The organism is Kitasatospora viridis (genome assembly GCF_007829815.1).
Lineage (GTDB): Bacteria > Actinomycetota > Actinomycetes > Streptomycetales > Streptomycetaceae > Kitasatospora > Kitasatospora viridis.
In genome coordinates this window covers 734,180-754,397 of the sequence record NZ_VIWT01000002.1, presented here as the reverse complement: position 1 = coordinate 754,397, position 20,218 = coordinate 734,180, and the positions used below count along the sequence as shown (strand labels likewise).

At 74.2% G+C, this 20,218-nt stretch carries 18 protein-coding genes; 10 read left to right on the top strand and 8 right to left on the bottom strand.

Annotated elements, in window-relative coordinates:
* Positions 1–3: 3 nt before the first annotated feature.
* From FHX73_RS30610 to FHX73_RS30600, 3 genes are all read left to right on the top strand, one after another.
* Positions 4–849: a carbohydrate ABC transporter permease gene (locus tag FHX73_RS30610; protein WP_145909125.1), complete on the top strand. Its 846-nt coding sequence runs from the start codon at positions 4–6 to the stop codon at positions 847–849.
* A complete protein-coding gene (locus FHX73_RS30605) occupies positions 846–2,729 on the top strand; it encodes a DUF5107 domain-containing protein (protein ID WP_145909124.1) in 1,884 nt (627 codons plus the stop codon). Before FHX73_RS30610 ends, FHX73_RS30605 begins: the two co-directional genes overlap by 4 nt.
* A gap of 143 nt (positions 2,730–2,872) precedes the next feature.
* Positions 2,873–5,344, top strand: coding sequence for an RICIN domain-containing protein (locus FHX73_RS30600; protein WP_145909123.1), 2,472 nt, complete (start codon positions 2,873–2,875; stop codon positions 5,342–5,344).
* Between the two features lie 130 nt (positions 5,345–5,474).
* On the opposite strand, the gene FHX73_RS30595 is transcribed toward FHX73_RS30600, so the two are convergent.
* Entirely contained in the window at positions 5,475–6,383 is a 909-nt protein-coding gene (locus tag FHX73_RS30595) for a hypothetical protein (RefSeq protein WP_145909122.1), read from the bottom strand.
* On the bottom strand, positions 6,380–7,450 hold the full coding sequence (locus tag FHX73_RS30590) for an Lrp/AsnC family transcriptional regulator (RefSeq protein WP_246213963.1): 1,071 nt from the start codon (positions 7,448–7,450) through the stop codon (positions 6,380–6,382). Before FHX73_RS30590 ends, FHX73_RS30595 begins: the two co-directional genes overlap by 4 nt.
* A 195-nt stretch (positions 7,451–7,645) precedes the next feature.
* Between FHX73_RS30590 and FHX73_RS30585 the strand changes: the two genes are divergently transcribed.
* Together FHX73_RS30585 and FHX73_RS30580 are read left to right on the top strand one after the other, a co-directional pair.
* On the top strand, positions 7,646–9,109 hold the full coding sequence (locus tag FHX73_RS30585) for an MFS transporter (RefSeq protein WP_145909120.1): 1,464 nt from the start codon (positions 7,646–7,648) through the stop codon (positions 9,107–9,109).
* Complete coding sequence (locus FHX73_RS30580; RefSeq protein ID WP_211786377.1) at positions 9,106–10,293, top strand: M20 family metallopeptidase; 1,188 nt, start codon at positions 9,106–9,108, stop codon at positions 10,291–10,293. Before FHX73_RS30585 ends, FHX73_RS30580 begins: the two co-directional genes overlap by 4 nt.
* Positions 10,294–10,312: 19 nt before the next feature.
* On the opposite strand, the gene FHX73_RS30575 is transcribed toward FHX73_RS30580, so the two are convergent.
* Positions 10,313–11,719: a sensor histidine kinase gene (locus FHX73_RS30575; protein ID WP_211786376.1), complete on the bottom strand. Its 1,407-nt coding sequence runs from the start codon at positions 11,717–11,719 to the stop codon at positions 10,313–10,315.
* Complete coding sequence (locus FHX73_RS30570; RefSeq protein WP_145909119.1) at positions 11,716–12,420, bottom strand: response regulator transcription factor; 705 nt, start codon at positions 12,418–12,420, stop codon at positions 11,716–11,718. The genes FHX73_RS30575 and FHX73_RS30570 overlap by 4 nt, the downstream gene beginning before the upstream one ends.
* 63 nt (positions 12,421–12,483) lie before the next feature.
* On the opposite strand from FHX73_RS30570, the gene FHX73_RS30565 reads away from it, so the two are divergent.
* Positions 12,484–13,683, top strand: a complete 1,200-nt coding sequence (locus tag FHX73_RS30565; RefSeq protein ID WP_145909118.1) for a UDP-N-acetylglucosamine--N-acetylmuramyl-(pentapeptide) pyrophosphoryl-undecaprenol N-acetylglucosamine transferase — start codon at positions 12,484–12,486, stop codon at positions 13,681–13,683.
* Complete coding sequence (locus tag FHX73_RS30560; RefSeq protein ID WP_145909117.1) at positions 13,680–14,699, top strand: SDR family NAD(P)-dependent oxidoreductase; 1,020 nt, start codon at positions 13,680–13,682, stop codon at positions 14,697–14,699. Before FHX73_RS30565 ends, FHX73_RS30560 begins: the two co-directional genes overlap by 4 nt.
* Before the next feature lie 29 nt (positions 14,700–14,728).
* Here FHX73_RS30560 and FHX73_RS30555 read toward each other — a convergent pair whose 3' ends face one another.
* From FHX73_RS30555 to FHX73_RS30545, 3 genes are all read right to left on the bottom strand, one after another.
* Entirely contained in the window at positions 14,729–15,949 is a 1,221-nt protein-coding gene (locus FHX73_RS30555; protein WP_145909116.1) for an NAD(P)/FAD-dependent oxidoreductase, read from the bottom strand.
* A 101-nt stretch (positions 15,950–16,050) separates the two neighbouring features.
* A complete protein-coding gene (sigJ, locus tag FHX73_RS30550) occupies positions 16,051–16,995 on the bottom strand; it encodes an RNA polymerase sigma factor SigJ (RefSeq protein ID WP_145909115.1) in 945 nt (314 codons plus the stop codon).
* A gap of 77 nt (positions 16,996–17,072) precedes the next feature.
* Positions 17,073–18,008: an AraC family transcriptional regulator gene (locus FHX73_RS30545; protein WP_145909114.1), complete on the bottom strand. Its 936-nt coding sequence runs from the start codon at positions 18,006–18,008 to the stop codon at positions 17,073–17,075.
* Positions 18,009–18,097: 89 nt separating this feature from the next.
* Between FHX73_RS30545 and FHX73_RS30540 the strand changes: the two genes are divergently transcribed.
* Positions 18,098–19,027, top strand: coding sequence for an NADP-dependent oxidoreductase (locus FHX73_RS30540; RefSeq protein ID WP_211786375.1), 930 nt, complete (start codon positions 18,098–18,100; stop codon positions 19,025–19,027).
* A gap of 78 nt (positions 19,028–19,105) precedes the next feature.
* Here FHX73_RS30540 and FHX73_RS30535 read toward each other — a convergent pair whose 3' ends face one another.
* Positions 19,106–19,489, bottom strand: a complete 384-nt coding sequence (locus tag FHX73_RS30535) for a hypothetical protein (RefSeq protein ID WP_246213962.1) — start codon at positions 19,487–19,489, stop codon at positions 19,106–19,108.
* Between the two features lie 51 nt (positions 19,490–19,540).
* Here FHX73_RS30535 and FHX73_RS30530 point away from each other — a divergent pair, with 51 nt between their 5' ends.
* Complete coding sequence (locus FHX73_RS30530; protein WP_145909113.1) at positions 19,541–19,726, top strand: hypothetical protein; 186 nt, start codon at positions 19,541–19,543, stop codon at positions 19,724–19,726.
* 21 nt (positions 19,727–19,747) lie between these two features.
* On the top strand, positions 19,748–20,056 hold the full coding sequence (locus FHX73_RS30525; RefSeq protein WP_145909112.1) for a DUF6087 family protein: 309 nt from the start codon (positions 19,748–19,750) through the stop codon (positions 20,054–20,056).
* Positions 20,057–20,218: the final 162 nt, after the last annotated feature.

Sequence of the window (20,218 nt, the reverse complement as noted above, 5' to 3'; positions counted from 1 at the left end):
CACGTGCGAAGCAAGCGCGGGTCGGCCGGGCCGGCACGACTGATCGGCACCGCCCTGGTCTGGGGTGCGGTGGCCGCCGATCTCCTCCTGATCCTCTGGATCCTGCTCACCTCGCTGCGCGGCAGCGGTGACATCCTCAAGCACGCCTTCGGGCTGCCCACCACGCCGAAGTTCGGCAACTACGCCACCGCCTGGAGCGACGGCGGCTTCGGGCCGGCCGCCGTCAACAGCGTCGTGGTCGCCGTGGCCTCCTCCGCGCTGGCCGTCGCGCTCGCCGCGCCGTGCGCCTACGCGCTGGCCCGGCGCCGCTCCCGGACCTCCTCGGCGCTGACCATGACCTTCGCGATGGGCCTGGGCGTGCCCGGCCAGGTGCTGGTCGTCCCGCTCTTCGTCGGCCTGGCCAAGGCCAACCTGACGGACAGTCAACTCGGCCTGACCCTGGTCTACGTCGGCCTGGCGATGCCGTTCACGGTGTTCCTGCTGACCGGCTTCTTCGCCGGCATCCCGGCCGCGCTGGAGGAGGCCGCCGTGCTGGACGGCGCCGGCGCCCTGCGCACCTTCACCCAGGTGGTGCTGCCGGTCGCCCGCGGCGGCCTGATCACCGCGTTCCTGCTGCAGTTCATCAGCTCCTGGAACGAGACCCTGTTCGCCCTGGTCCTCACCCACAGCCAGGACCAGATCACCCTGCCGGTGGCGCTCGCCGAGTTCGTCGCCTCCGCGCAGCTCAACGGAATGGACTACGGAACCATGTTCGCGGGAGTCTGCCTGATCCTCGCACCGATGATCGCCCTGTTCTCCTGGATGGGCACCCGGATCATCCAGGGCATGACGGTGGGGATCGGCAAGTGACCTCCACCCTGCGCCAGGACCTGCTGCGGATCGAGGGCGCGGCCGACCCGGTCGCCACCCTGCCCATCCTGCACGGCATTTCGCCCTACACCGCCGGCGGCACCGGGATCGACGAGGAGATGCGCCGCGGCCTCGCCTACGGCGCCCCGCACTCGCTGCTGCCCTACACCCGCCAGGACCGCTACGACCGCGACCGCGCCACGCGCGAACTGCCTTGCGTGGTCCTGGAGAACGAGCACCTGACCGCCGTGCTGCTGCCCGCGCTCGGCGGCCGGCTCTGGTCCCTGACGGACCGTCGGACCGGCCGGGAGCTGCTGCACCGCAACCCCGTGCTGCAGCCCGCCAACCTCGCGCTGCGCGACGCCTGGCTGGCCGGCGGCGTGGAGTGGAACCTCGGCACCACCGGCCACTGGCCGCTCACCTGCGAGCCGCTGCACGCCGCCCGGGTCACCGCGCCCGACGGCACGCCGGTGCTGCGGATGTACGCCTTCGAGCGGCTGCGCGGCATCGTGCTGCGGATCGACAGCTGGCTTCCCGCCGGCTCCAAGGTGCTGCTGGTGCACGTCGAGCTGCACAACCCGGCCCCGCACGAGACCCCGGTCTACTGGTGGTCCAACATCGCGGTGCCCGAGGACCGGGAGACCCGGGTGCTCGCCCCCACCGGGCAGGCCTTCCACTGCGACTACGTCAGCGACCTGAAGCTGGTGGAGTTCCCGCTGCTGGACGGCGAGGACCGCAGCTACCCGGGCCGGGTGGCCCGGGCCGCCGACTACTTCCTCGACCTGCCCGCCGGCGAGCGCCGCTGGATCGCCGCACTGGACGCCACCGGCGCCGGCCTGGTGCAGACCTCCACCGAACGGCTGCGCGGCCGCAAGCTGTTCTGCTGGGGCACCGGCACCGGCGGCAAGCACTGGCAGGAGTGGCTGTCCGGCCCCGGCAGCGCCTACCTGGAGATCCAGGCGGGCCTGGCCCGCACCCAGCTGGAGCACCTGCCGATGCCCGCCGGGGCCACCTGGTCCTGGACCGAGGCCTACGGCCTGCTCCAGGCCGATCCGGCCGCCGTGCACGGGAGTTGGGAGCAGGCTTCGCAGGCCGCCGGCCGGGCGCTGGCCGAGCTGCTGCCGCCGGCCGAGCTGGCCGCCGCACACGAGTCGGCCGCCGGGTTCGGCGCACCGGAGGAGCTGTTGGCCAGCGGCTCGGGCTGGGCCGCGCTGGAGATCGAGGCCGGGCGGTTCCCCGCCTCCGCACGGCTGCCCTTCGGCAGCCCGGGGGACGAACAGCGGCCCTGGCGCGCGCTGTTGACCACCGGCGCGCTGCCGGTCAGCGACCCGCCGGCCGCCCCGGTCACCGGGGCGCACTGGCGAGCCCTGCTGGAGGCCCGCGCCGAGGACTGGCACGCGCGCTACCACCTGGGCCTGCTCCGGCTGGCCGACGGCGAACCGGACGGCGCCCGGGAGGCGTTCCAGCGCTCCCTCGAACTGCTGCGCACGCCTTGGGCGTTGCGGGCCCTCGCGTTCCTCGCGCCCGACCCGCGGCAGGCGGCCGAACTGCGCCACGAGGCCCACCTGTTGCGCCCCGCACTGCTCGAACTGACCATCGAGGCGCTGGATTCGCTGCTGGCGGCCGAGCGCCCCGCGGAGGCGTTGAAGCTGATCGAGGGGCTGCCCGCCGTCACCCGCGGGCACGGCCGGATCCGGCTCGCCGAGGCCAACGCCGCGCACGCCACCGGCGACGACGACCGGGTGCGGCGGCTGCTCGCCGAGGGCATCCGGGTGGACAACATGCGCGAGGGCGAGGTCTCGCTCGACACCCTCTGGCAGGCCGTCCACCCCGGTGAACCGGTGCCGCCCGCCTACGACTTCCGCATGTCCGAAGGCTGAGGCTCCCAGGAGGAGCCCAGCCCCGGGGGGACGCAGACCGGGTCGGGCCCCCACACCCGGCCCCGCCGCCGACGAGGACGTCGACGGCTTACCGCGGGGTGCGAGATCGGGACTCGCACCCCGCCCACCCACAAGGAGTTCCTGTGTCAGCTCCGCGCACCAGACTCGCCGGCGGGATCCTCGCCGGTGCGCTGGCCACCGCCGGCCTCGGCTCGGCGACGGCCACCCCGGCCGCCGCGGCGGCCACGGCCCCCACCGCTCCCAGTTACTCCGTCACCGTCGGCGCCACCGGCTCGTACGCGTACCCCACCGACACCCCGGCCAGCGCGTACATCGACAAGGACGGCACGTTCTACTTCCAGCAGTCGGTCTCGCTCTACGGCGCCACCCAGGCCCGCAACTGGTCCTTCTACACCGGCACCGACTTCGACCACGCCACCCGCTCGCCGATCAGCGACGCGGTCAACCCGGCCAACAGCAGCGACCGCAACAACGACACCACCTGGCGCTGCAACAACTCCCCGACCGGGCTGGAGGCCACCGCCGCGCCGTCCGGCTCCGGCTACTCGCAGGTCAACTTCTGCGACCTGGTCGGTACTTGGGTGGACCCGGACACCGGCGACTGGTACGGGCTGGTGCACGACGAGTTCACCCCCCAGCCGTTCGGCGACGGCCTGCACTACGACTCGATCGACTACGCCAAGTCCACCGACCAGGGCCGCACCTGGACCATCGAGGGCCACGCGATCACCTCCCCCTACAGCACCACCCGGGGCGACACCACCGCGTTCCCGAACCAGACCTACGACTACGGCGACGGCGACCCGCGCCTGTTCGTGGACACCGCCTCCGGCTACTTCTACGTCTACTACGGCTCCCGGATCATCCCCAAGGGCGGCGTCGGCGGCAGCAACGGCGGCCTGGCGCACGTCGCCCGGGCGCCGATCTCCGGCAAGATGGCCGCCGGCACCTGGCAGAAGTGGTACGACGGCGCCTGGACGCAGCCCGGCATCGGCGGGCTGGAGAGCAACATGGTGCCGGTCGGCTCCGGCAACACCACCGGGTACACCCCCGTCGGCAGCGACTACAGCCCCGCCACCACCGGCACCGTGGACCAGCAGGTCGCGGCCGGCACCCTGCCCGCCAAGTCCGACCTGTTCATCATGAACATCGCCTACGACGCCTACCTCGGCCTCTACATCGGCGAGCCCGAGGTGGTCTCCGGCACGGCGCCGCAGCGCTTCTACGTCACCCGCGACCTGGCCACCCAGCAGTGGACCCTGGCCGGCGACACCGGCAGCTACACCTCCGGCTCCTGGTACCGCTGGCTCGTCGACAGCGGCAACCTGACCAGCTCGAACATCATCGCCAAGTCCTTCCGCTCCTACTGCTCGATCAGCTGCGCGAGCTCGGACGGCGAGTACGCCGACATCACGGTGGACTCCTCCGCGCCCGCCCCGGCGCCGGTGGACCTGACGAAGAGCTACCGGATCAGCAGCGGCGAGGGCCGGGTGCTGGCGCAGGTCTCCGGCGGCTCGGCGACCACCTCCGGGGCCGCCGCCACCGGCTCCGCCCTGGAGTCCTGGAGCTTCCAGGCCGACGGAGACGGCTCCTACCGGGTCGTCAACTCCGCCACCGGCCAGCTGCTCGGCGTCGACGCCACCAGCACCGCCAACCGGGCCTGGGGCACCGCGCCGACCGTCACGGCGGCGGCCGGCGGCAGCGCGGCGGCCGGCCAGCAGTGGTTCGTGCTGCCGGCCCCCGGCGGCTCCGTCCAGCTGGTCAACCGGTACAGCGGCCTGGTGATCGGCCTGTCGGCCGCCTCCGGCGGGCTCGCCGAGACCACCCCGCCCCGCTCCTGGACCGACACCACGGGCAGCACGGTCGGCGGCGGCCGCACCCCCGCCCAGCAGGAACTGACCCTCACCGCGACCGGCAGCGCGCCGGAGAGCGTGCTGGTCACCGGCCCCGGCGACCAGACCACCGCCACCGGCACCGGCACCACCGTCTCGCTCCAGCTCACCGGCACCGACACCGCCGGCAAGGCGCTGAGCTTCTCGGCCACCGGCCTGCCCGCCGGACTGGCCATCAGCTCCACCGGCCTGATCACCGGCACCCCCAGCACGGCCGGCAGCGCGACGGTGACGGTCACCGCCTCCTCCGGCACCGCCACCGGCAGCACCACCTTCCACTGGACCGTCGGCTCCGTGCTGACGGGCAGTCACGTGCTGCTCAGCGGCGGCAACGCGCTGGACGACGCCAACGGCAGCACCGCCGCCGGCAACCCGCTGATCACCTGGTCCCCGAACGGCGGCAGCAACCAGAGCTGGCAGTTCGTCCAGCAGAGCGGCGGCTCCTACGAGCTGGTCAACGGCCGCTCCGGCCTGTGCGCCGACGTCTACGGCGGCTCCAGCAGCGCGGGCGCCACCCTCGACCAGTGGACCTGCACCGCCGGCACCAACCAGCTCTGGAACCTGACCCAACTGCCCACCGGCGCCTACTCGGTGACCTCGGTGCGCAGCGGCCTCGCGCTCACCGCCCCCGCGAGCACCGGCTCGACGGTGACCCAGCAGGCCTACACCGGCTCGACCGCCCAGCAGTGGACGCTCGGCTGACCCACCCCTGACCGGCCGGGTCGCGGTGTGTGAGGGCACCGCCGACCCGGCCATCCCCGACCGACCCGCGCCCGACGACCCCAGGGCGCGGGTCGGTCCGCTGAACGGCCGTTACCTCGGCAGGAACGAATCAGACCGACCGCTCGGCGCCGTAGTACCCGTGCCGCAGGCAGAACCGCATGACGTCCGTACCGTCGGCCTCGATGTGGGCGATCAGCAGTGAGCGCAGCGGCTCGGGAAGGTCCTTGCCGTGGGCGTCGGTCCAGTCGAGGGAGCTGAAGAGCTGGGCGGCGCCGTCGAGTTGGGCCGGGGTCGGTGGGCGGGTGGTGGGCGCGGTGCGGATGGAGTCCGGGTCCTCGGTGAGGAGTTGGCGTTGCAGGGCCATGTCGTACCACATCAGGCCGCCGTTGGGCTCGCGGGCGGCGGTGCCCGACCAGGCCAGCAGGACGCGGATCCGCTCGATCGCGTCGGGGTGGCGCTGCCGCAGGAGGGCGGCGAGTTGGTCCTCGGCCTCGCGGAGGTGAGGTGACCCGATCGAGCGGGTCACGGCTGCGGCCGCGTCGGTGAGTCCGGCGGGGGCCGCTTCGATCCACCGCAGTTGGCGCTGGTCGGCCTCGGCGCGCTGTGCGGCGAGTGCGGCCTGGGCCTTCCGCGATCCGGTCAGGCCGCGCCCGGCCAGCCAGTCGGTGAGGGCCGGGCCGTCCAGCAGGTCGGCGTCGCAGTTGCCGGCGCCCCGGAGCCCGGTCTGGTGGTGCAGCGTCCAACGGGCGATCAGTTCGCCGTCCGTGCCGTGCACCAGGATCGTCGGCCAGCCCAGGCACCGGCACCGGTCACCGGTGCCGCCGTCCACGATGGCCAGGAGCCGGGCCAGTTCGGCGATGTCCGTGCCGGTGACCACGGTCCGTGGCCGGTCGGCGGAGTCGGCCTCGTCGGGTGCGCCCTCGACGATCACGACGCGCTCCGCCCGGTCCAGCACCTCGCGCACCCGAGCCGTCGTCGGCGCGTCCTCAGCCCTGCCCGCAGTTTCCTCGAAGATCACATCCGCGAGGATAGCGGCGCCGGGGCGCGGCCCGCGCCCGGGCGGTCCCGAGGGCCCGGGCCCGCGACCCAGCCGCGCTTGTAGGTGCGCATCAGCAGGGCGGTCTCCACGCCGAGCACGCCGTCCAGGTCGGCGAGGGCGCGCGCGGTGAAGCCGTCGAGTTCGGCGGGCGTGCGGTGGCTGGAGTAGCCGAGCAGGTTGCTCGCGCCGGTGGTGGTGACCAGCTGACGGACCGCCGGCTCCGCGGCGAGCCGGCGCAGCGCGGCGTCCAGGCCGCGCGGGGTGACGGTGAGTCGGAAGCGGGCCTCCACCGGGTAGCCGAGGATGGCGGGTTCGGCGTGCAGGCGCAGGTGCAGCACGTGCGAGGCCATCAGGCGGGTGAGCCGGCGGCGGGCGGTGGTCTCGCCGACGCTCAGTGCCCGGGCCAGCGCGGTGGTGGACATCCGCGCGTCGTCCTGGAGCAGCCGGACCAGCTGCCGGTCGAGCTCGTCGACGGTGATCGGCTCCGGCGCCGGCTGGCCCTGGGCGAGCCGGCGTCGCACCGGGGTCGGCTCCTCGTCGTACGGCGCCCAGTCGCTGGCGGTGAGCAGCAGGCGCAGCACCACCGAGGAGTGGACGCCGAGCACGCCGTCCAGCCGACCGATCGAGCCGTCGACCACGGCGAGCAGGTGCTCGGGCGAGGGCACGGTGAGTTCGGCGTAGGCGTCGAGGGAGCCGGTGGCGACCTCGACCGAGCGGGTGTCGGGCCGCCGGGCCAGGGCGAGCGCGGTCTCGTGCAGGCGGCCGGGGGCGCAGCGCACGGCGAGTTCGACGGTGCTGCCCTCGCCGAGGTGCTCGGACAGCAGCGAGGCGGTGAAGCGGACCTCGCCGGTGGCGGTCATCCGCTCCAGGCGGCGGGCGATGGTGCGCTCGTGCACGCCGGTGGCGGCGGCGATCTGGGCGAACGGTGCGCGCGGGTCGCGGTGCAGGGTGCGCAGGATCGCGTGGTCGAGCGGGTCCAGGACGGGGAGCCCGGTCGCTCCGTCCGCCCCGGGCCGGATGCCGGGTTCCGCCGGTTCCGTGGTCACTGCTGCCTCCTTCGACCGATTTCGCCCCCAAGCATTGCCCAGGGTGTCGGCGAACGGCGACATTGTGGTGCGGATTCCGCCGCCGTGGCTCCTGGAAGGCCGGCGCGGCGGGTCCCTCCCCCGCTCCCCGCCCCGGATCCTCCCCGGGCCGGGGCGGGGGTCCCCCACCCTCCCTTTTCGAGAGCAGGTGCTGCCATGTCCGAGACCGGCACCCTCAGACCCGCGCCCGCCGGGCCGCCGTCCGCCGGGCCCGCGCTCCGCACCACCCCGTTCGGCGCCGTGATCGCCTCGGTGGTGCTGGTGGAGCTCTCCAGCGGCATCACCCAGGGCTTCCTCTCCCCGCTGCTCAACGGCCTGACCGGCGCGCTGCACGTGTCGGCGGCCGACCTGAACTGGATCAGCATCGCCAACCTGCTGGCCAGCGTGGCCTTCACCCCGGTGCTCTCCCGGATGGGCGACCTGTACGGGCACCGCCGGGTGCTGCGCTGGAACCTGGCGATCGTGCTGCTCGGCTCGGTGCTGGTCGGGCTGAGCCGCTCGTTCGGGCTGCTGCTGGCCGGGCAGCTGCTCCAGGGCGCGTTCGCCGGCTTCTTCCCGCTGCTGGTCGGCATCCTGCGCAACCGCACCCGGCGGCACGGTGACGGCGGCGACGGGGAGAGCCGACGGGGCATCAGCCTGATGGTCGCCGGGCTGACCGCGGGCGTCGCCCTCGGTCTGGTGGCCAGCGGCCTGCTCGCCCGCTCCTCGGCGAGCCCGACGGCCGCGCTCTGGGTGCCGACGGCCGCCGTCGGTCTGGCCCTGGCGGTCTCCTGGCCGCTGCTGCCGGAGTCGGCGCACCGGCCCGGCGGGCGGGTGGACTGGGCCGGTGGCGCGCTGCTCTGCGCCGGCCTGGTCGCGATCATGCTGGGCCTGGGGCAGGGCGGCGCGCCGGGCTGGGCGTGGACCTCGCCCCGCACGTTCGGCTGTCTGCTCGGCGGCGCGCTGGTGACGGCGCTGTGGGTGCTGGTGGAGCTGCGGACCGCCGAGCCGATGATCGACGTGCGGCTGTTCCGGCACCGCAACGTCGTGGTGGTCTCGCTGGTGGCGCTGACCTTCACCTTCGGGATGCTCGGGCTGCTGGTCGCCAACCCGGTCTTCCTGGGGACGGCGAAGGCCGAGGCCGGCTACGGGCTGGGCCTGGACCCGCTGGGGATCAGCCTGGCGATGCTGCCCAACATGCTGGCGCTGACCCTGGGCGCGCTGCTGGCGCCCGCGCTGGCCCGGGCGATCACCGACCGCTGGGTGCTGCTGGCCGGCTCGCTGCTGATGGCCGCCGGCTACGCCGTGGAGTTCGCCTCGCACGCCGCGCTGGTGCCGTTCCTGACCGCGACCGCCGTGGCGGGCCTGGGCAGCGGCCTGCTCCAGCACGCCACCCGGGCGCTGGCCGTGGAGGCGGTGCCGCCGGAGCAGACCTCGGTCGGGTCCGGCATCAACGAGCTGCTGATCAACGTCGGCGGGTCGATCGGCGCCGCCGTGGTGCTGGCGATCTTCGCCGCCCGGACCCCGGCCGGGCAGGCGCTGCCCCGGATCGGCGCCTACACCGACTCCTGGCTGGTCTGCGCCGCCGTCGCGCTGGCCGGTGCCGCGATCTCCCTCTGCTACCGAGGAGCGAAGAAGTGACCACCCCCGAAGCCGACGTCCTCGACGGGCTGCGCGACCGCTCCCGCGCCGTTCTGACGAAGCGTCAGGACGAGGTGCTCGGGCTCAGCCACAGCCTGCACGCCGAGCCCGAACTCGCCTACCAGGAGCACCGGTCCGCCCGGAAGATCACCGACCTGCTGGAGCGCGCCGGCTTCGCGGTGACACGCGGAGTGGGCGGGCTGGCGACCGCGTTCACCGCCACGGCGGGCGGCGGCGAGCTGGTGGTCGGGATCTGCGTCGAGTACGACGCGCTGCCGGGCATCGGCCACGCCTGCGGGCACAACGTCAACGCGGCCGCCGCCGTCTCGGCCGGTCTCGCGCTGGCCCCGGTGGCCGAGCAGCTCGGCATCACCGTCAAGCTGATCGGCACGCCCGCGGAGGAGTCCGGCGGCGGCAAGGTGGACCTGCTGCGCGGCGGCGTCTTCGACGACGTGGCGGCGGCAATGATGTCGCACGCCGGGCCCGACGACTCGATCGGCATGAGCTCACTGGCCATCAGCAGCCTGCGGGTCGGCTACACCGGCCGGGCCGCGCACGCCGCCGCGATGCCGCACCGGGGGATCAACGCCGCCGACGCGCTGATGATCGCCCAGGTCGCGATCGCCGCCTATCGGCAGCAGCTGGTGCCCGGCGCGGTGGTCTCGGGCATCGTCACCTCGGCGGGCGACGCGGCCAACGTGATCCCGGCCCGGGCGGGCGCCGAGTACGACTGCCGGGCCCGGACCGCCGAGGAGCTGGCCGAGTTGCAGGCCCGGGTGCGGGCCTGCTTCGAGGCGGGCGCGCTGGCCACGGGGGCGGAGCTGGCGATCGAGACGGTCGGCAACGACTACGCCGACCTGCGGCAGGACCTGGCGATGTGCCGCAGCTACCAGGCCGCCGCCCAGGCCCTGGGCCGGACCGTCCCGCAGCAGGACCCCGGCGCGCTCGGCGGCTCGACCGACATGGGCAACGTGTCCCACCTGGTGCCCTCGATCCACCCGATGATCGGCTACGCCTGCGGCGACACCATCATGCACAACCCGGAGTTCACCAGGTTCGGCGTCTCGGCCGGGGCCGACCGGGCCGTCCTGGACGCCGGGCTGGCGATGGCCTGGACGGCCGCCGACCTGGCGCTCGACCCGGCTCACCGGGCCTCGCTGCTGGCCCGCCTCGCCGCGCGCTGAGCAGGGCGGCCGTCGGCGCTCACCCCGGCCAGCGCAGCCGGAACAGCGCCCCGCCGCCCGGCGCCGCCTCGGCGGTGAGCGTCGCGCCGTGCGCCTGCGCGATCTGCCGGGCCATCGCGAGCCCGAGCCCGGAGCCCGGCAGGGCGCGCGCGGCGGAGGCCCGGTAGAAGCGGTCGAAGACGTACGGCAGGTCCTCGGCGGCGATGCCCGGCCCGTGGTCACGGACCGTCAGCTCCAGGCCGGCGGTGAGCCGCACCTCGACCTCTCCGCCCGGCGGGCTGAACTTGGCGGCGTTGTCGAGCAGGTTGGAGACCAGCCGGGCGAGCCGGGCCGGCACGCCGGGCACCGAGCGCTGCGCCGAGTCGTCCGCCAGGGCGAAGGCGGTGGCCGGCCAGTGGCCGCGGGCCGCGGCCACGCAGTGCTCGACCAGCGCGCCGAGCCGCACCTCTTCGAGCAGCGGCTGCGGCTCCTCGTCCCGGGCCAGCTCGATCAGGTCGTTGACCATGCCGGTGACCTCGCGCAGCTGCCGGCGCAGCCCGGCCGCCGCCCGGTCGCGCTGAGCATCCGTCAACCTGTCGGCCTTGGCCAGCAGTTCGGCATTGGTGCGCAGCGCCGTCAGCGGGGTGCGCAGCTCGTGCGAGGCGTCAGCGACCAATCGGCGCTGGGCGGCCACGGATTGCTCCAGCTCACCGAGCATGGTGTTGAAACTGGCTGCCAGGCTGGTGAGTTCGTCCTCCCGGCGGCCGGGCGGCAGTTCGATCCGCAGGCCGGCGTCCCGGGTGTCGGCGATCCGCTCGGCGGTGCGGGTGAGCCGGGCCACCGGGGCGAGCGCGGTGCGGGCGACGGCGTAGCCGAGCGCGCCGGCCAGCAGCACGCCGACGGCCGCGACGACCGCCATCAGCTCGCCGGCCTGCCGCACCCCCTCCTGCACCGAGTCGGAGCGCAGCGCGACCTGCACGGCCTGCCGGGTGCCGGGCTGCGCGGCGGTCATCGGCGTGGTGAGCATCCGGGCGGGGTGGCCGCTGATGGTCAGGTCGGTGAAGTAGCCGGACCGCTGCCGGTCGGCGACCTGGCGGGTGGCCGCGGTGACCGGCAGCAGGAACGGGACGTCGTGGGCCGGGTCGGCCGGCACGATCTGGGCGCAGGCGGGTGCGGCGAGGAAGTCGCACTCGCCGTAGACCACCTGCGGGCCCTCGTCCCGGTGCTGCTGCTGGACCAGGGTGGCCTGCTGGGTGAGGTGCAGGTCGAGCTGGTGGTCGAGTTCGTAGCGGACCACGTTGAAGGCGGCGGCGCTGATCCCGACCGCGACCAGCGCGACGGCGGCCGTGCAGGCCAGCGCCAGCCGGGTGCGCAGTGGCCGGCGGCGGCGCCACCGGGCGTGCGCGCTCGGGCGCGGGCCCGGGCGCCGGGCGGCTCGCCCGCTCATCCGCGGTCCAGCCGGTAGCCCACCCCGTGCACGGTCTGCACCAGCCGCGGCTCCCCGCCCGCCTCCAGCTTGCGGCGCAGGTAACCCACGTACACGGCGAGCGAGTTGGAGTCCGGGCCGAAGTCGGCGCCCCAGACCCGCTCCATGATCACCTCGCGCGGCAGCACCTGGCCCGGGTGCTGGAGCAGCACCTCCAGCAGGGCGAACTCGGTGCGGGAGAACTCCACCGGGCGCCCGGCCCGGTGGCCGGTGCGGGTCACCGGGTCCACCGCGAGGTCGTCGAACCGGTACTCGGGCTGCTCGGCAGCCGGGGCGGTGCGGCGCAGCAGGGCGCGCAGCCGGGCGGTCAGTTCGTCCAGCGCGAACGGCTTGACCAGGTAGTCGTCGGCGCCGGCGTCCAGGCCGTCGACCCGGTCGCTGACCGAGTCGCGGGCGGTCAGCACCAGGATCGGCAGCCGGTCGCCGAGCGCCCGCAGGCGCCGGCAGACCGCCAGGCCGTCGAGCGCGGGCATCAGCAGGTCGAGCACCATCGCGTCGGGCTGCCAGCCGGCCACCTCGGTCAGTGCGGCCAGCCCGTCGGCCGCGCCGCGCACCAGGTAGCCCTCGACCGCCAGACCGTCCTCGACGGCCGCGCGCACCTCCGGGTCGTCGTCGACGACCAGCACCCTCTGTCCGCTCTGTCCGCTCTGCCCGCTGCTCATGCGGACAAGCTTCGCGTATCGACTCTGAGAACTCTCTTATCCCGGCTGAGCAGTCTCGTCGCCATGCGGACAGAACAGAGCAGTCCCACTCGTCCCGGCAATCCCGGCACTCCCGGCAGACCCCTGTCGGTGGTGATCGGCGCGGGCGGCACCGGTGGACACATCTACCCGGGCCTGGCGCTCGCCGAGGCCCTGCGCCGGGCCGACCCGGCGGCCGAGATCTCCTTCGTGGGCACCGAGCGCGGCCTGGAGACCAGCCTGATCCCCGCGGCCGGCTTCCGGCTGCACACCGTGGACATGATCCCGTTCGACGCGGCGCTCGGCCTGCGCCGCTACCTGCTGCCGGCCGCGCTGCTGCGCTCGGGCGTCCGCTGCCGGGAGATCCTGCGGGAGCAGGGCGCGCAGGTGGCGGTCGGCATGGGCGGCTACCCGAGCGCGCCGGTGATCGTCGGCGCGCAGCTGGCCGGCCTGCCCAGCGTGGTGCACGAGTCCAACGCGGTGCCCGGGCGGGCCAACCGGTTCGCCGCCCGGCTCACCCCGCACATCGCGCTCGCCTTCGACCGCACCCGGGCCCACCTGCCGTCCGGCCGCTCGGCCGAGACCGTCGGCATGCCGCTGGTCGGCGCGGTGGCCCGGCTGGACCGGGCCGCGCTGCGGGCCGAGGCCCGCCGCCACTTCGGGGTGCCCGACCACGCCCGGCTGCTGGTCTTCAACGGCGGCAGCCTGGGCGCGGCCCGGCTCACCGCGGCCGCCCTGGAGCTGGCGGCGCGCTGGCGCCACCGGGCCGACCGGCTGCTGTTGGTGAAGACGGGCCCGGCCGCCTTCGAGGAGGTGCGGGAGCGGCTGGCCGGCAACCCGGTGGCGCGCGCCGTGCCGTACCTGGACCGGATGGACCTGGCCTACGCGGCCGCCGACCTGATGGTCTGCCGGGCCGGCTCGGCCACCGTCGCGGAGCTGTCCAGCCTGCGGATGCCCGCCGTGCTGGTGCCCTACCCGCACGCGCCGCACGACCACCAGACCCACAACGCCCGGGTGCTCGCCGACCCCGGTGCCGGCCTGCTGCTGCCGGACGGCGAGTGCACCGGCGAGCGGCTCGCCGCCCTCGTCGAGCCGCTGCTCGCCGATCCCGCCCGGCTGGCCGCGATGTCCCGCGCGGCCGAGCCCGGCACCCACGCCCGCGCGGCCGACCTGCTCGCCGCCAAGGTGCTCGACCTGGCGGCCGAGGCGCCGCTGACCAACCTGAACTCCTGGAGGACCGCATGACCACCGATCACCTGACCCCCGCTCAGAGCGACTGGACCGGCCGCACCGTGCTGGTGACCGGCGCCGAGGGCTTCATCGGCAGCACCCTGGTGGACCTGCTGGTCGCCCGGGGCGCCCGGGTGCGCGCCCTGGTGCACTACAAGCCCTACGCCGAGCGCGGCTACCTGGCCCGCTACCTGGCCGACCCGGACGGCCCGGTGGAGATGCTGGCCGGCGACGTGCGGGACGCCGGCCGGGTGCTGGACGCGGTGGCCGGCTGCGACACCGTCTTCCACCTGGCCGCGCTGATCGGCATCCCGTACAGCTACCTGGCGCCCGAGGCGTACGTGCAGACCAATGTGACGGGTACTCAGCACGTCGCGGCGGCCTGCCTGCGGCACGGGGCCCGGCTGGTGCACACCTCCACCAGCGAGGTGTACGGGACGGCGATCACCGCGCCGATCGACGAGCACCACCCGCTGCAGCCGCAGTCCCCGTACTCGGCCTCGAAGATCGGCGCGGACATGCTGGCGCTCTCCTACTGGCACGCCTTCGAGCTGCCGGTCTCGGTGGTGCGCCCGTTCAACACCTACGGGCCGCGCCAGTCGGCCCGCGCCGTGATCCCCACCGTGCTCGCCCAACTTCACTCCGGCGCACGGGAGATCAGGCTCGGCTCGACCTCCCCGACCCGCGACTTCACGTACGCGACCGACACCGCCGAGGGCTTCCTCGCGGTCGCCGCCGCCGACCGCACCCTCGGCGAGGTGGTCAACCTCGGCACCGGGACCGAGATCTCGATCGGCGACCTGGCCCGCGCCCTGATCGCCGCCTCCGGCCGGGAGGCGGAGGTGGTGGTCGACCCGAGCCGCCTGCGGCCCGGCGCCAGCGAGGTGGAGCGCCTGCTCTCCGACAACCGCAAGGCCCGCGAACTGGCGGGCTGGCAGCCCCGGGTGAGCCTGCTGGAGGGGCTGCGCCGCACCTCGGACTGGGTGGCCGAGAACCTGCACCTGCTCGCGCCGGACCGCTACCAGGTCTGATCCGGCGCAGATCACCACGGGTGCACCGATCAGCGCGGGGTGGCCGCCAACCCGGCGGCCGCACCCGGCTGGGCGGCCCGCTGCGGCGCCACCCGGCGGCGCCGGGCGGGCATGCCCATGGTCGGGTGGGTGACGCCCCAGACCGCGCTCTTGCAGACCAACTCCTTGTAGCGGGCGGCGAACCGGCCGGTCAGCGCGGCCCGCACGGAGCGGTCGTCGGCGGTGACGTACTGGATCAGGCCCGCCTTGCGGCCCAGCGAGACGCACTGGTTGAAGTAGCGGATCGGCACCTTCGGCAGCTTCCCGCCGGTCAGCCGGGCCGCGATCGCGTCGGCGGCCTGCCAGGCGGTCGGCACGCCCGAGGCGCAGGACATCCGCAGCGGCTTGCCACCGGGCCCGGCCGCCAGCGCCGCGTCGCCGACGGCGTACACGTCCGGGTGCGAGAGCGAGCGCATCGTCTCGTCGACCACGATCCGGCCGCCGTCGGCGAGTTCGAGGGTGGTGGCCGCCACGATCGGGTTCACGGCGAAGCCGGCGTTCCACACCGTGACCGCGGCCGGGATGCCGGCGCCGTCGGCGGTGGTCACGCGGTCGGCCTCGACGCCGGTCACGCTGGTGCGTTCGAGCGCGGTGATGCCGAGCCCGTCGACCACCTTGCGCAGGTACTGCTGGGCCTTGGGCCCGAGCCAGTCGCCGAGCTCGCCGCGCACGGCGAGGGTGACCCGCAGGTCCGGCCGCGCCTCGGCGATCTCGGTCGCGGCCTCCACCCCGGTCAGGCCGCCGCCGACCACGACCACCGACTCACCGGCCGCCAGCCGGGCCAGCCGCTCGCGCAGCCGCAGTGCACCGGGCCGGCTCGCGATCTCGTGGGCGTGCTCCTTGACGCCGGGCACGCCGTGGTCGTCCCAGCCGCTGCCGAGCGCGTACACCAGGGTGTCGTACGCGAGCTCCTCGACGCCGTCCGCCTCTCCACCCACTCCGACGGCGACGGTCCGGCGGTCCACGTCCACTGCGGTGACCCGGCCGAGCCGGAGCTCGACGCCGGTGCCCGCGAACATCTCGGCGAACGGCCGGGCCGGGAGCTCCTGGCCGACCGCCAGCTGGTGCAGCCGGACCCGCTCGACGAAGTCGGGCTCGGCGTTGACGAGGGTGATCGAGACGTCCTCGCCGTGCACCCGCTTGGCGAGCCGCCCGGCGGCGACCGCTCCGGCGTACCCGGCTCCGAGGACGATCACGCGGTGCTTGTTCATTTCCTGCTCCTGTCTGACGCGGCTTCGCCCTATGAACCGGACAGCCCACCGCTTCCTGACAGAACCCGAGTGTGAAGCAGGTCACACTCGCGTCAGGGGCCTCAGAGGGCCATGAACAGCGGCTCCCCGTGGTCCGACGCCGCCCACTGCACGCTCGCCCGCTCCAGCTTGGCCGGGTCCACCTGGTTGCGGAACGTGGCGATGCCCTCGCCCGTGACCTCCAGGCACATCACGCCGACCACCTGGCCGCCGACCACCGCGACGACGCCGGGCGCGCCGTTCACCTCGCTCACGAACAGCCCGACCGACCCGCCGGTCAGCGCGCGCTTGGCCGCCCCCGGGGTGAACAGGCCCCGCATGAACTTCGCCACCTCGACCGCCCCCTGCACCGCCCGGGCGCGGACCGGGATCTTCCCACCGCCGTCGCCGATCGCGGTGACGTCCGAGGTCAGCAGCTTCACCAGCGGCTCGGTCCGGCCACTGGTGGCGGCCGCGAGGAACTCCTCGACCACCCGCCGGGCGGCCTCCTCCTCGATCTCGGCCCGCACCCTGCCGTCCGTCACGTGCTTCTTCGCCCGGTGGTAGAGCTGCTGGCTGGCGCTCTCGGAGATGTCCAGGATCCCGGCGATCTCCCGGTGCGAGTAGTCGAACGCCTCGCGCAGCACGTACACCGCCCGCTCGTTGGGCGCCAGCCGCTCCAACAGCACCATCACCGCGAAGGACACCGACTCCCGCTGCTCGGCCGTCTCGCTCGGCCCCAGCATCGGGTCCCCCGCGAACAGCGGCTCGGGCAGCCACTCCCCCATCGGCATCTCGCGCCGCGCCCGCGCCGAACCGAGCTGGTTGAGGCACAGGTTGGTCACCACCTTGGTCAACCACGCCTCCGGCACCGCGATCAGCCCGACCTCGGCCGCCTGCCACCGCAGGAACGTCTCCTGCGCCGCGTCCTCCGCCTCGCTCGCGGACCCGAGCATCCGGTAGGCGATCGCCTCCAGGCGCGGCCGGAAGCCCTCGAACCGCTCAACGTCGTCCGCAGTCAGAAGCATGGCCCAGATCGTAGACGACACCCCCGACGGTCCGTCAGCCGCCACGGCCGGACCACGCCCCGGCGGCTGAACCGGATTCAGCTCCGCCGTCTGAACGTGCCGGGGGCCGTCCCGTGGGTGCGCTTGAACGCGGTGGCGAAGGCGAACTCGGAGGCGTAGCCCACCTGGGCGGCGACGGACTTCAACGGTGCGTCCGATGCCCGCAGCAGGCGCGCGGCCGTGGTCATCCGCCACCAGGTCAGGTAGCCGAGGGGTGGTTGGCCGATCAGTGCGGCGAAGCGCCTGGCGAACGGCGCCCGGGACAGCCCCGCTTCCGCGGCGAGCTTCGCCACCGTCCACGGCGCCGCCGGGGCCCGGTGGATGGCGTCGAGGGCGGCGGTGACCGCCGGGTCGTTGAGCGCGGCGGCCCAGCCGGTGGCGTTGCCCCGGGCGGGCTGCTCACTGAACCAGATGCGCAGGATGTACAGCAGCAGCGTGTCCAGCAGAGCGGGGACGGCCGCGTCCGTGCCCAGGCGCGGGTGCTCCAGTTCGGCGGCCAGCAGCCCCACGGCCGAGCGCAGTTCCGGGTACCGGTCCGGGTGCGCGGGGAGGTGGATCCGGTCGGGCAGGCCGCGCAGCAGCGGGTGGGTGCGGGACGGGTCGAGCTGGTAGGTCCCGCACAGCACGACGGTGACCGGACCGCCGGCTCCGGTCCGGTCGACGCTGTCCGACGCGTAGGGCTCGGAAAGTCTCGGGTCGTCGGGGCCGCAGGCAGGAGCCGCAGGCAGGGATCCGGGGCTGTCGGCCAGGGTGTGCCCACTGCCGTGGGGCAGGAACAGCACGTCACCCACGCCCAGCGGGACGGGCTCCCCGTCCGGCGGAAGCAGCCAGCAGGAGCCCCGCAGGACCACCTGGAAGCCCGCCGACCCCGGCACGGAGGCGAACTCCTGCCCCCACGGGGCGTGCCACCGCACGTGCGCCGACCGGGGCCGACCGGTCCGCATCACCGCGATGACGTCACTGAGCACATCCACGCGGTGAGACTACGCGGGCGAGACGCACGCGTATGAACCGGGCACTCTGCCGCATGGATCGTCTCCAAGTGCGGTCGTAGATTCGCGACATGACGATCAAGGCCGCACGAATCCACGACTACGGCGACGCATCCGTGATCCGCCACGACGACGTTCCGCGCCCTGAGCCCGCATCAGGCGAAGTGCTCGTCCGCGTCGCCGCGACCTCGTTCAACCCCACCGAGGCCGCGCTGCGGGGCGGACTGCTCCGCGCCTTCTTCCCCTTGGAGCTTCCGTACACGCTCGGCTGGGACGTCGCCGGCACCGTCACCGAGCTCGGCGCGGGCGCGCAGGGGTTCACCGTCGGCGACCGGGTCATCGGGCGGCTCGACAGCGCGGGCGCGGCCGCCGAGTACGTACGGGCGCCCGTGGCCACGCTGGTCGCGGCTCCCGCCACCATCCCGCTCGCGCACGCTGCGGCCCTCCCCGTGGCCGGTCTGACGGCGTGGCAGGCAGTGTTCGAGCACGGGAAGGTGGCGGCTGGGCAGCAGGTCCTGGTCAACGGTGCGGGCGGAGGCGTCGGCGGCTTCGTGACACAGCTCGCCAAGCACGCGGGGGCCCACGTGATCGCCACGGCCGGCGCCCGCAGCGCCGAGGCGGTCCGGCGGCAGGGCGCGGACCAAGTGATCGACTACACCGCCACCCCGCTGGTTGCCGCACTCGACGGCCCGGTGGACACCCTGCTCAACCTCGTCCAGCTGAGCCCGCCGGACGCCGCGGCCCTGGCGCCGCTGGTGCGGCCGGGCGGGCGGATCGTCTCGATCGCCACCCCCATCGAGCCACCCGAGGATGCCAGGGTCACCGCGATGCACATGGTCGCCCGCAATGACGTGGCGCAGCTGGCGGCGCTGGTGGAGCTCATCGACGCGGGCGTGGTCGCCGTCGACATCAGCGAGTCACGCCCACTCGCCGACCTCGGCGCCGTCCACCGCCTCAGCGAGGCCGGCCGGATCCGGGGCAAGGTCATCATCGTTCCCTGAGCCGCCGACTGCCGGACCCCGCCAGCGGCACCGGCCACAAGGCCCAGGCAGCATGATCCGCCACGGCGACAACGGCCGTCACCACAGGTGCAGGAAGCTCCGGACGTCGTCATGGCCGTCGACGGCCCGACCGTCCACGTCCGTCGGGTCGGCCTCGGCCCGCGCCGCCAACGACTGCACCAGCGCGAGGGCCTCATCGCCGAGGCGCCCGAAGCGTCGAGCAGTGTGTCCCAGGCACAGGCCGGCCAGCCCGAGCAGCGGACTGCCCGACACGGCCCGCGTCCCGACCCGCACGCACCAGTACTCGACGAACTCCGCGTCGTCGTCGTTCAACGCGGTCCCGACCAGCACTTCCGCAGCCTCGCCCGCCGCTGAACGGTCGCGCAGCGCCCGCTCCATCGTCTCGGCCACCACCTCGTGGGGCAGCGCAGGAGGGTTCTCGAAGCTCAGGTGAGAATGCACCCGGCGAGACTACGCCGACCCCGTCCAACAGCTACTGACCGTCAGAGGGCGATGCAGCAGGACTTCTGCCTGCCCTTCGCCCTCGCCATGCTGTATGCGGCAGACGACCCGATCGTTAAGTTCAGGGAGTTCGACGACTCGACCGCGTACGCCGATGCGCTCCGCGAGCGGGCGCCGATCGGGCTGCTGCGCTGGCCGGGCTCCACCACGCCGGACGGGCCGCTAACCTCGGACTGACGCCGAGCGAGAGGATCAGCCGTGCTCGAACCCGACGACGAAACCGTGACCGACTGGTACAGCGCCCGCGCCAACCGGGAACGGCCCCCGGGCGTCCGAGACGCACTGACCCTTGACCCGACCACCCGGCGAGGCGGTGCCCTGTTCCCCGACACACCACGCCTGGTGGTCGAGTGGGATGGGCAGTCGTGGCAGCCAGTTGGGGTGGCGGACACGTACGCCGATGCCTACCCCATGATCGTTCGACGGGGCGAGGACTTCGCCCCGCCGCAGGATGACACCCCTGTTGCCCTGCTCCGGAAGGGAAGCGGTCGGCACCGCAAGAGCTAGGCCGATAAGCTCCGGATACTTGCTTGGCATTGATTACGACCCTTTGCCCTGCACATCCGGGCCCCGTCCCGCTGTGCGGATCACCTGCGGGAGCGGGGCCTACCGCTCTCCGCGCTCGCTCGGATGGGTCACGAAGCTGCCCACGGTCTCTGGCTCCCCGAG

Excerpts from the sequence above, each read along its gene's own strand:
- FHX73_RS30560 (WP_145909117.1), top strand. The coding sequence starts at position 13,680 with ATGACCACCGATCACCTGACCCCCGCTCAGAGCGACTGGACCGGCCGC.
- FHX73_RS30530 (WP_145909113.1), top strand. The coding sequence starts at position 19,541 with ATGCAGCAGGACTTCTGCCTGCCCTTCGCCCTCGCCATGCTGTATGCG.
- FHX73_RS30555 (WP_145909116.1), bottom strand. The coding sequence starts at position 15,949 with ATGAACAAGCACCGCGTGATCGTCCTCGGAGCCGGGTACGCCGGAGCG.
- FHX73_RS30570 (WP_145909119.1), bottom strand. The coding sequence starts at position 12,420 with ATGAGCAGCGGGCAGAGCGGACAGAGCGGACAGAGGGTGCTGGTCGTC.
- FHX73_RS30540 (WP_211786375.1), top strand. The coding sequence starts at position 18,098 with ATGACGATCAAGGCCGCACGAATCCACGACTACGGCGACGCATCCGTG.
- FHX73_RS30565 (WP_145909118.1), top strand. The coding sequence starts at position 12,484 with ATGCGGACAGAACAGAGCAGTCCCACTCGTCCCGGCAATCCCGGCACT.
- FHX73_RS30585 (WP_145909120.1), top strand. The coding sequence starts at position 7,646 with ATGTCCGAGACCGGCACCCTCAGACCCGCGCCCGCCGGGCCGCCGTCC.
- sigJ (WP_145909115.1), bottom strand. The coding sequence starts at position 16,995 with ATGCTTCTGACTGCGGACGACGTTGAGCGGTTCGAGGGCTTCCGGCCG.
- FHX73_RS30575 (WP_211786376.1), bottom strand. The coding sequence starts at position 11,719 with ATGAGCGGGCGAGCCGCCCGGCGCCCGGGCCCGCGCCCGAGCGCGCAC.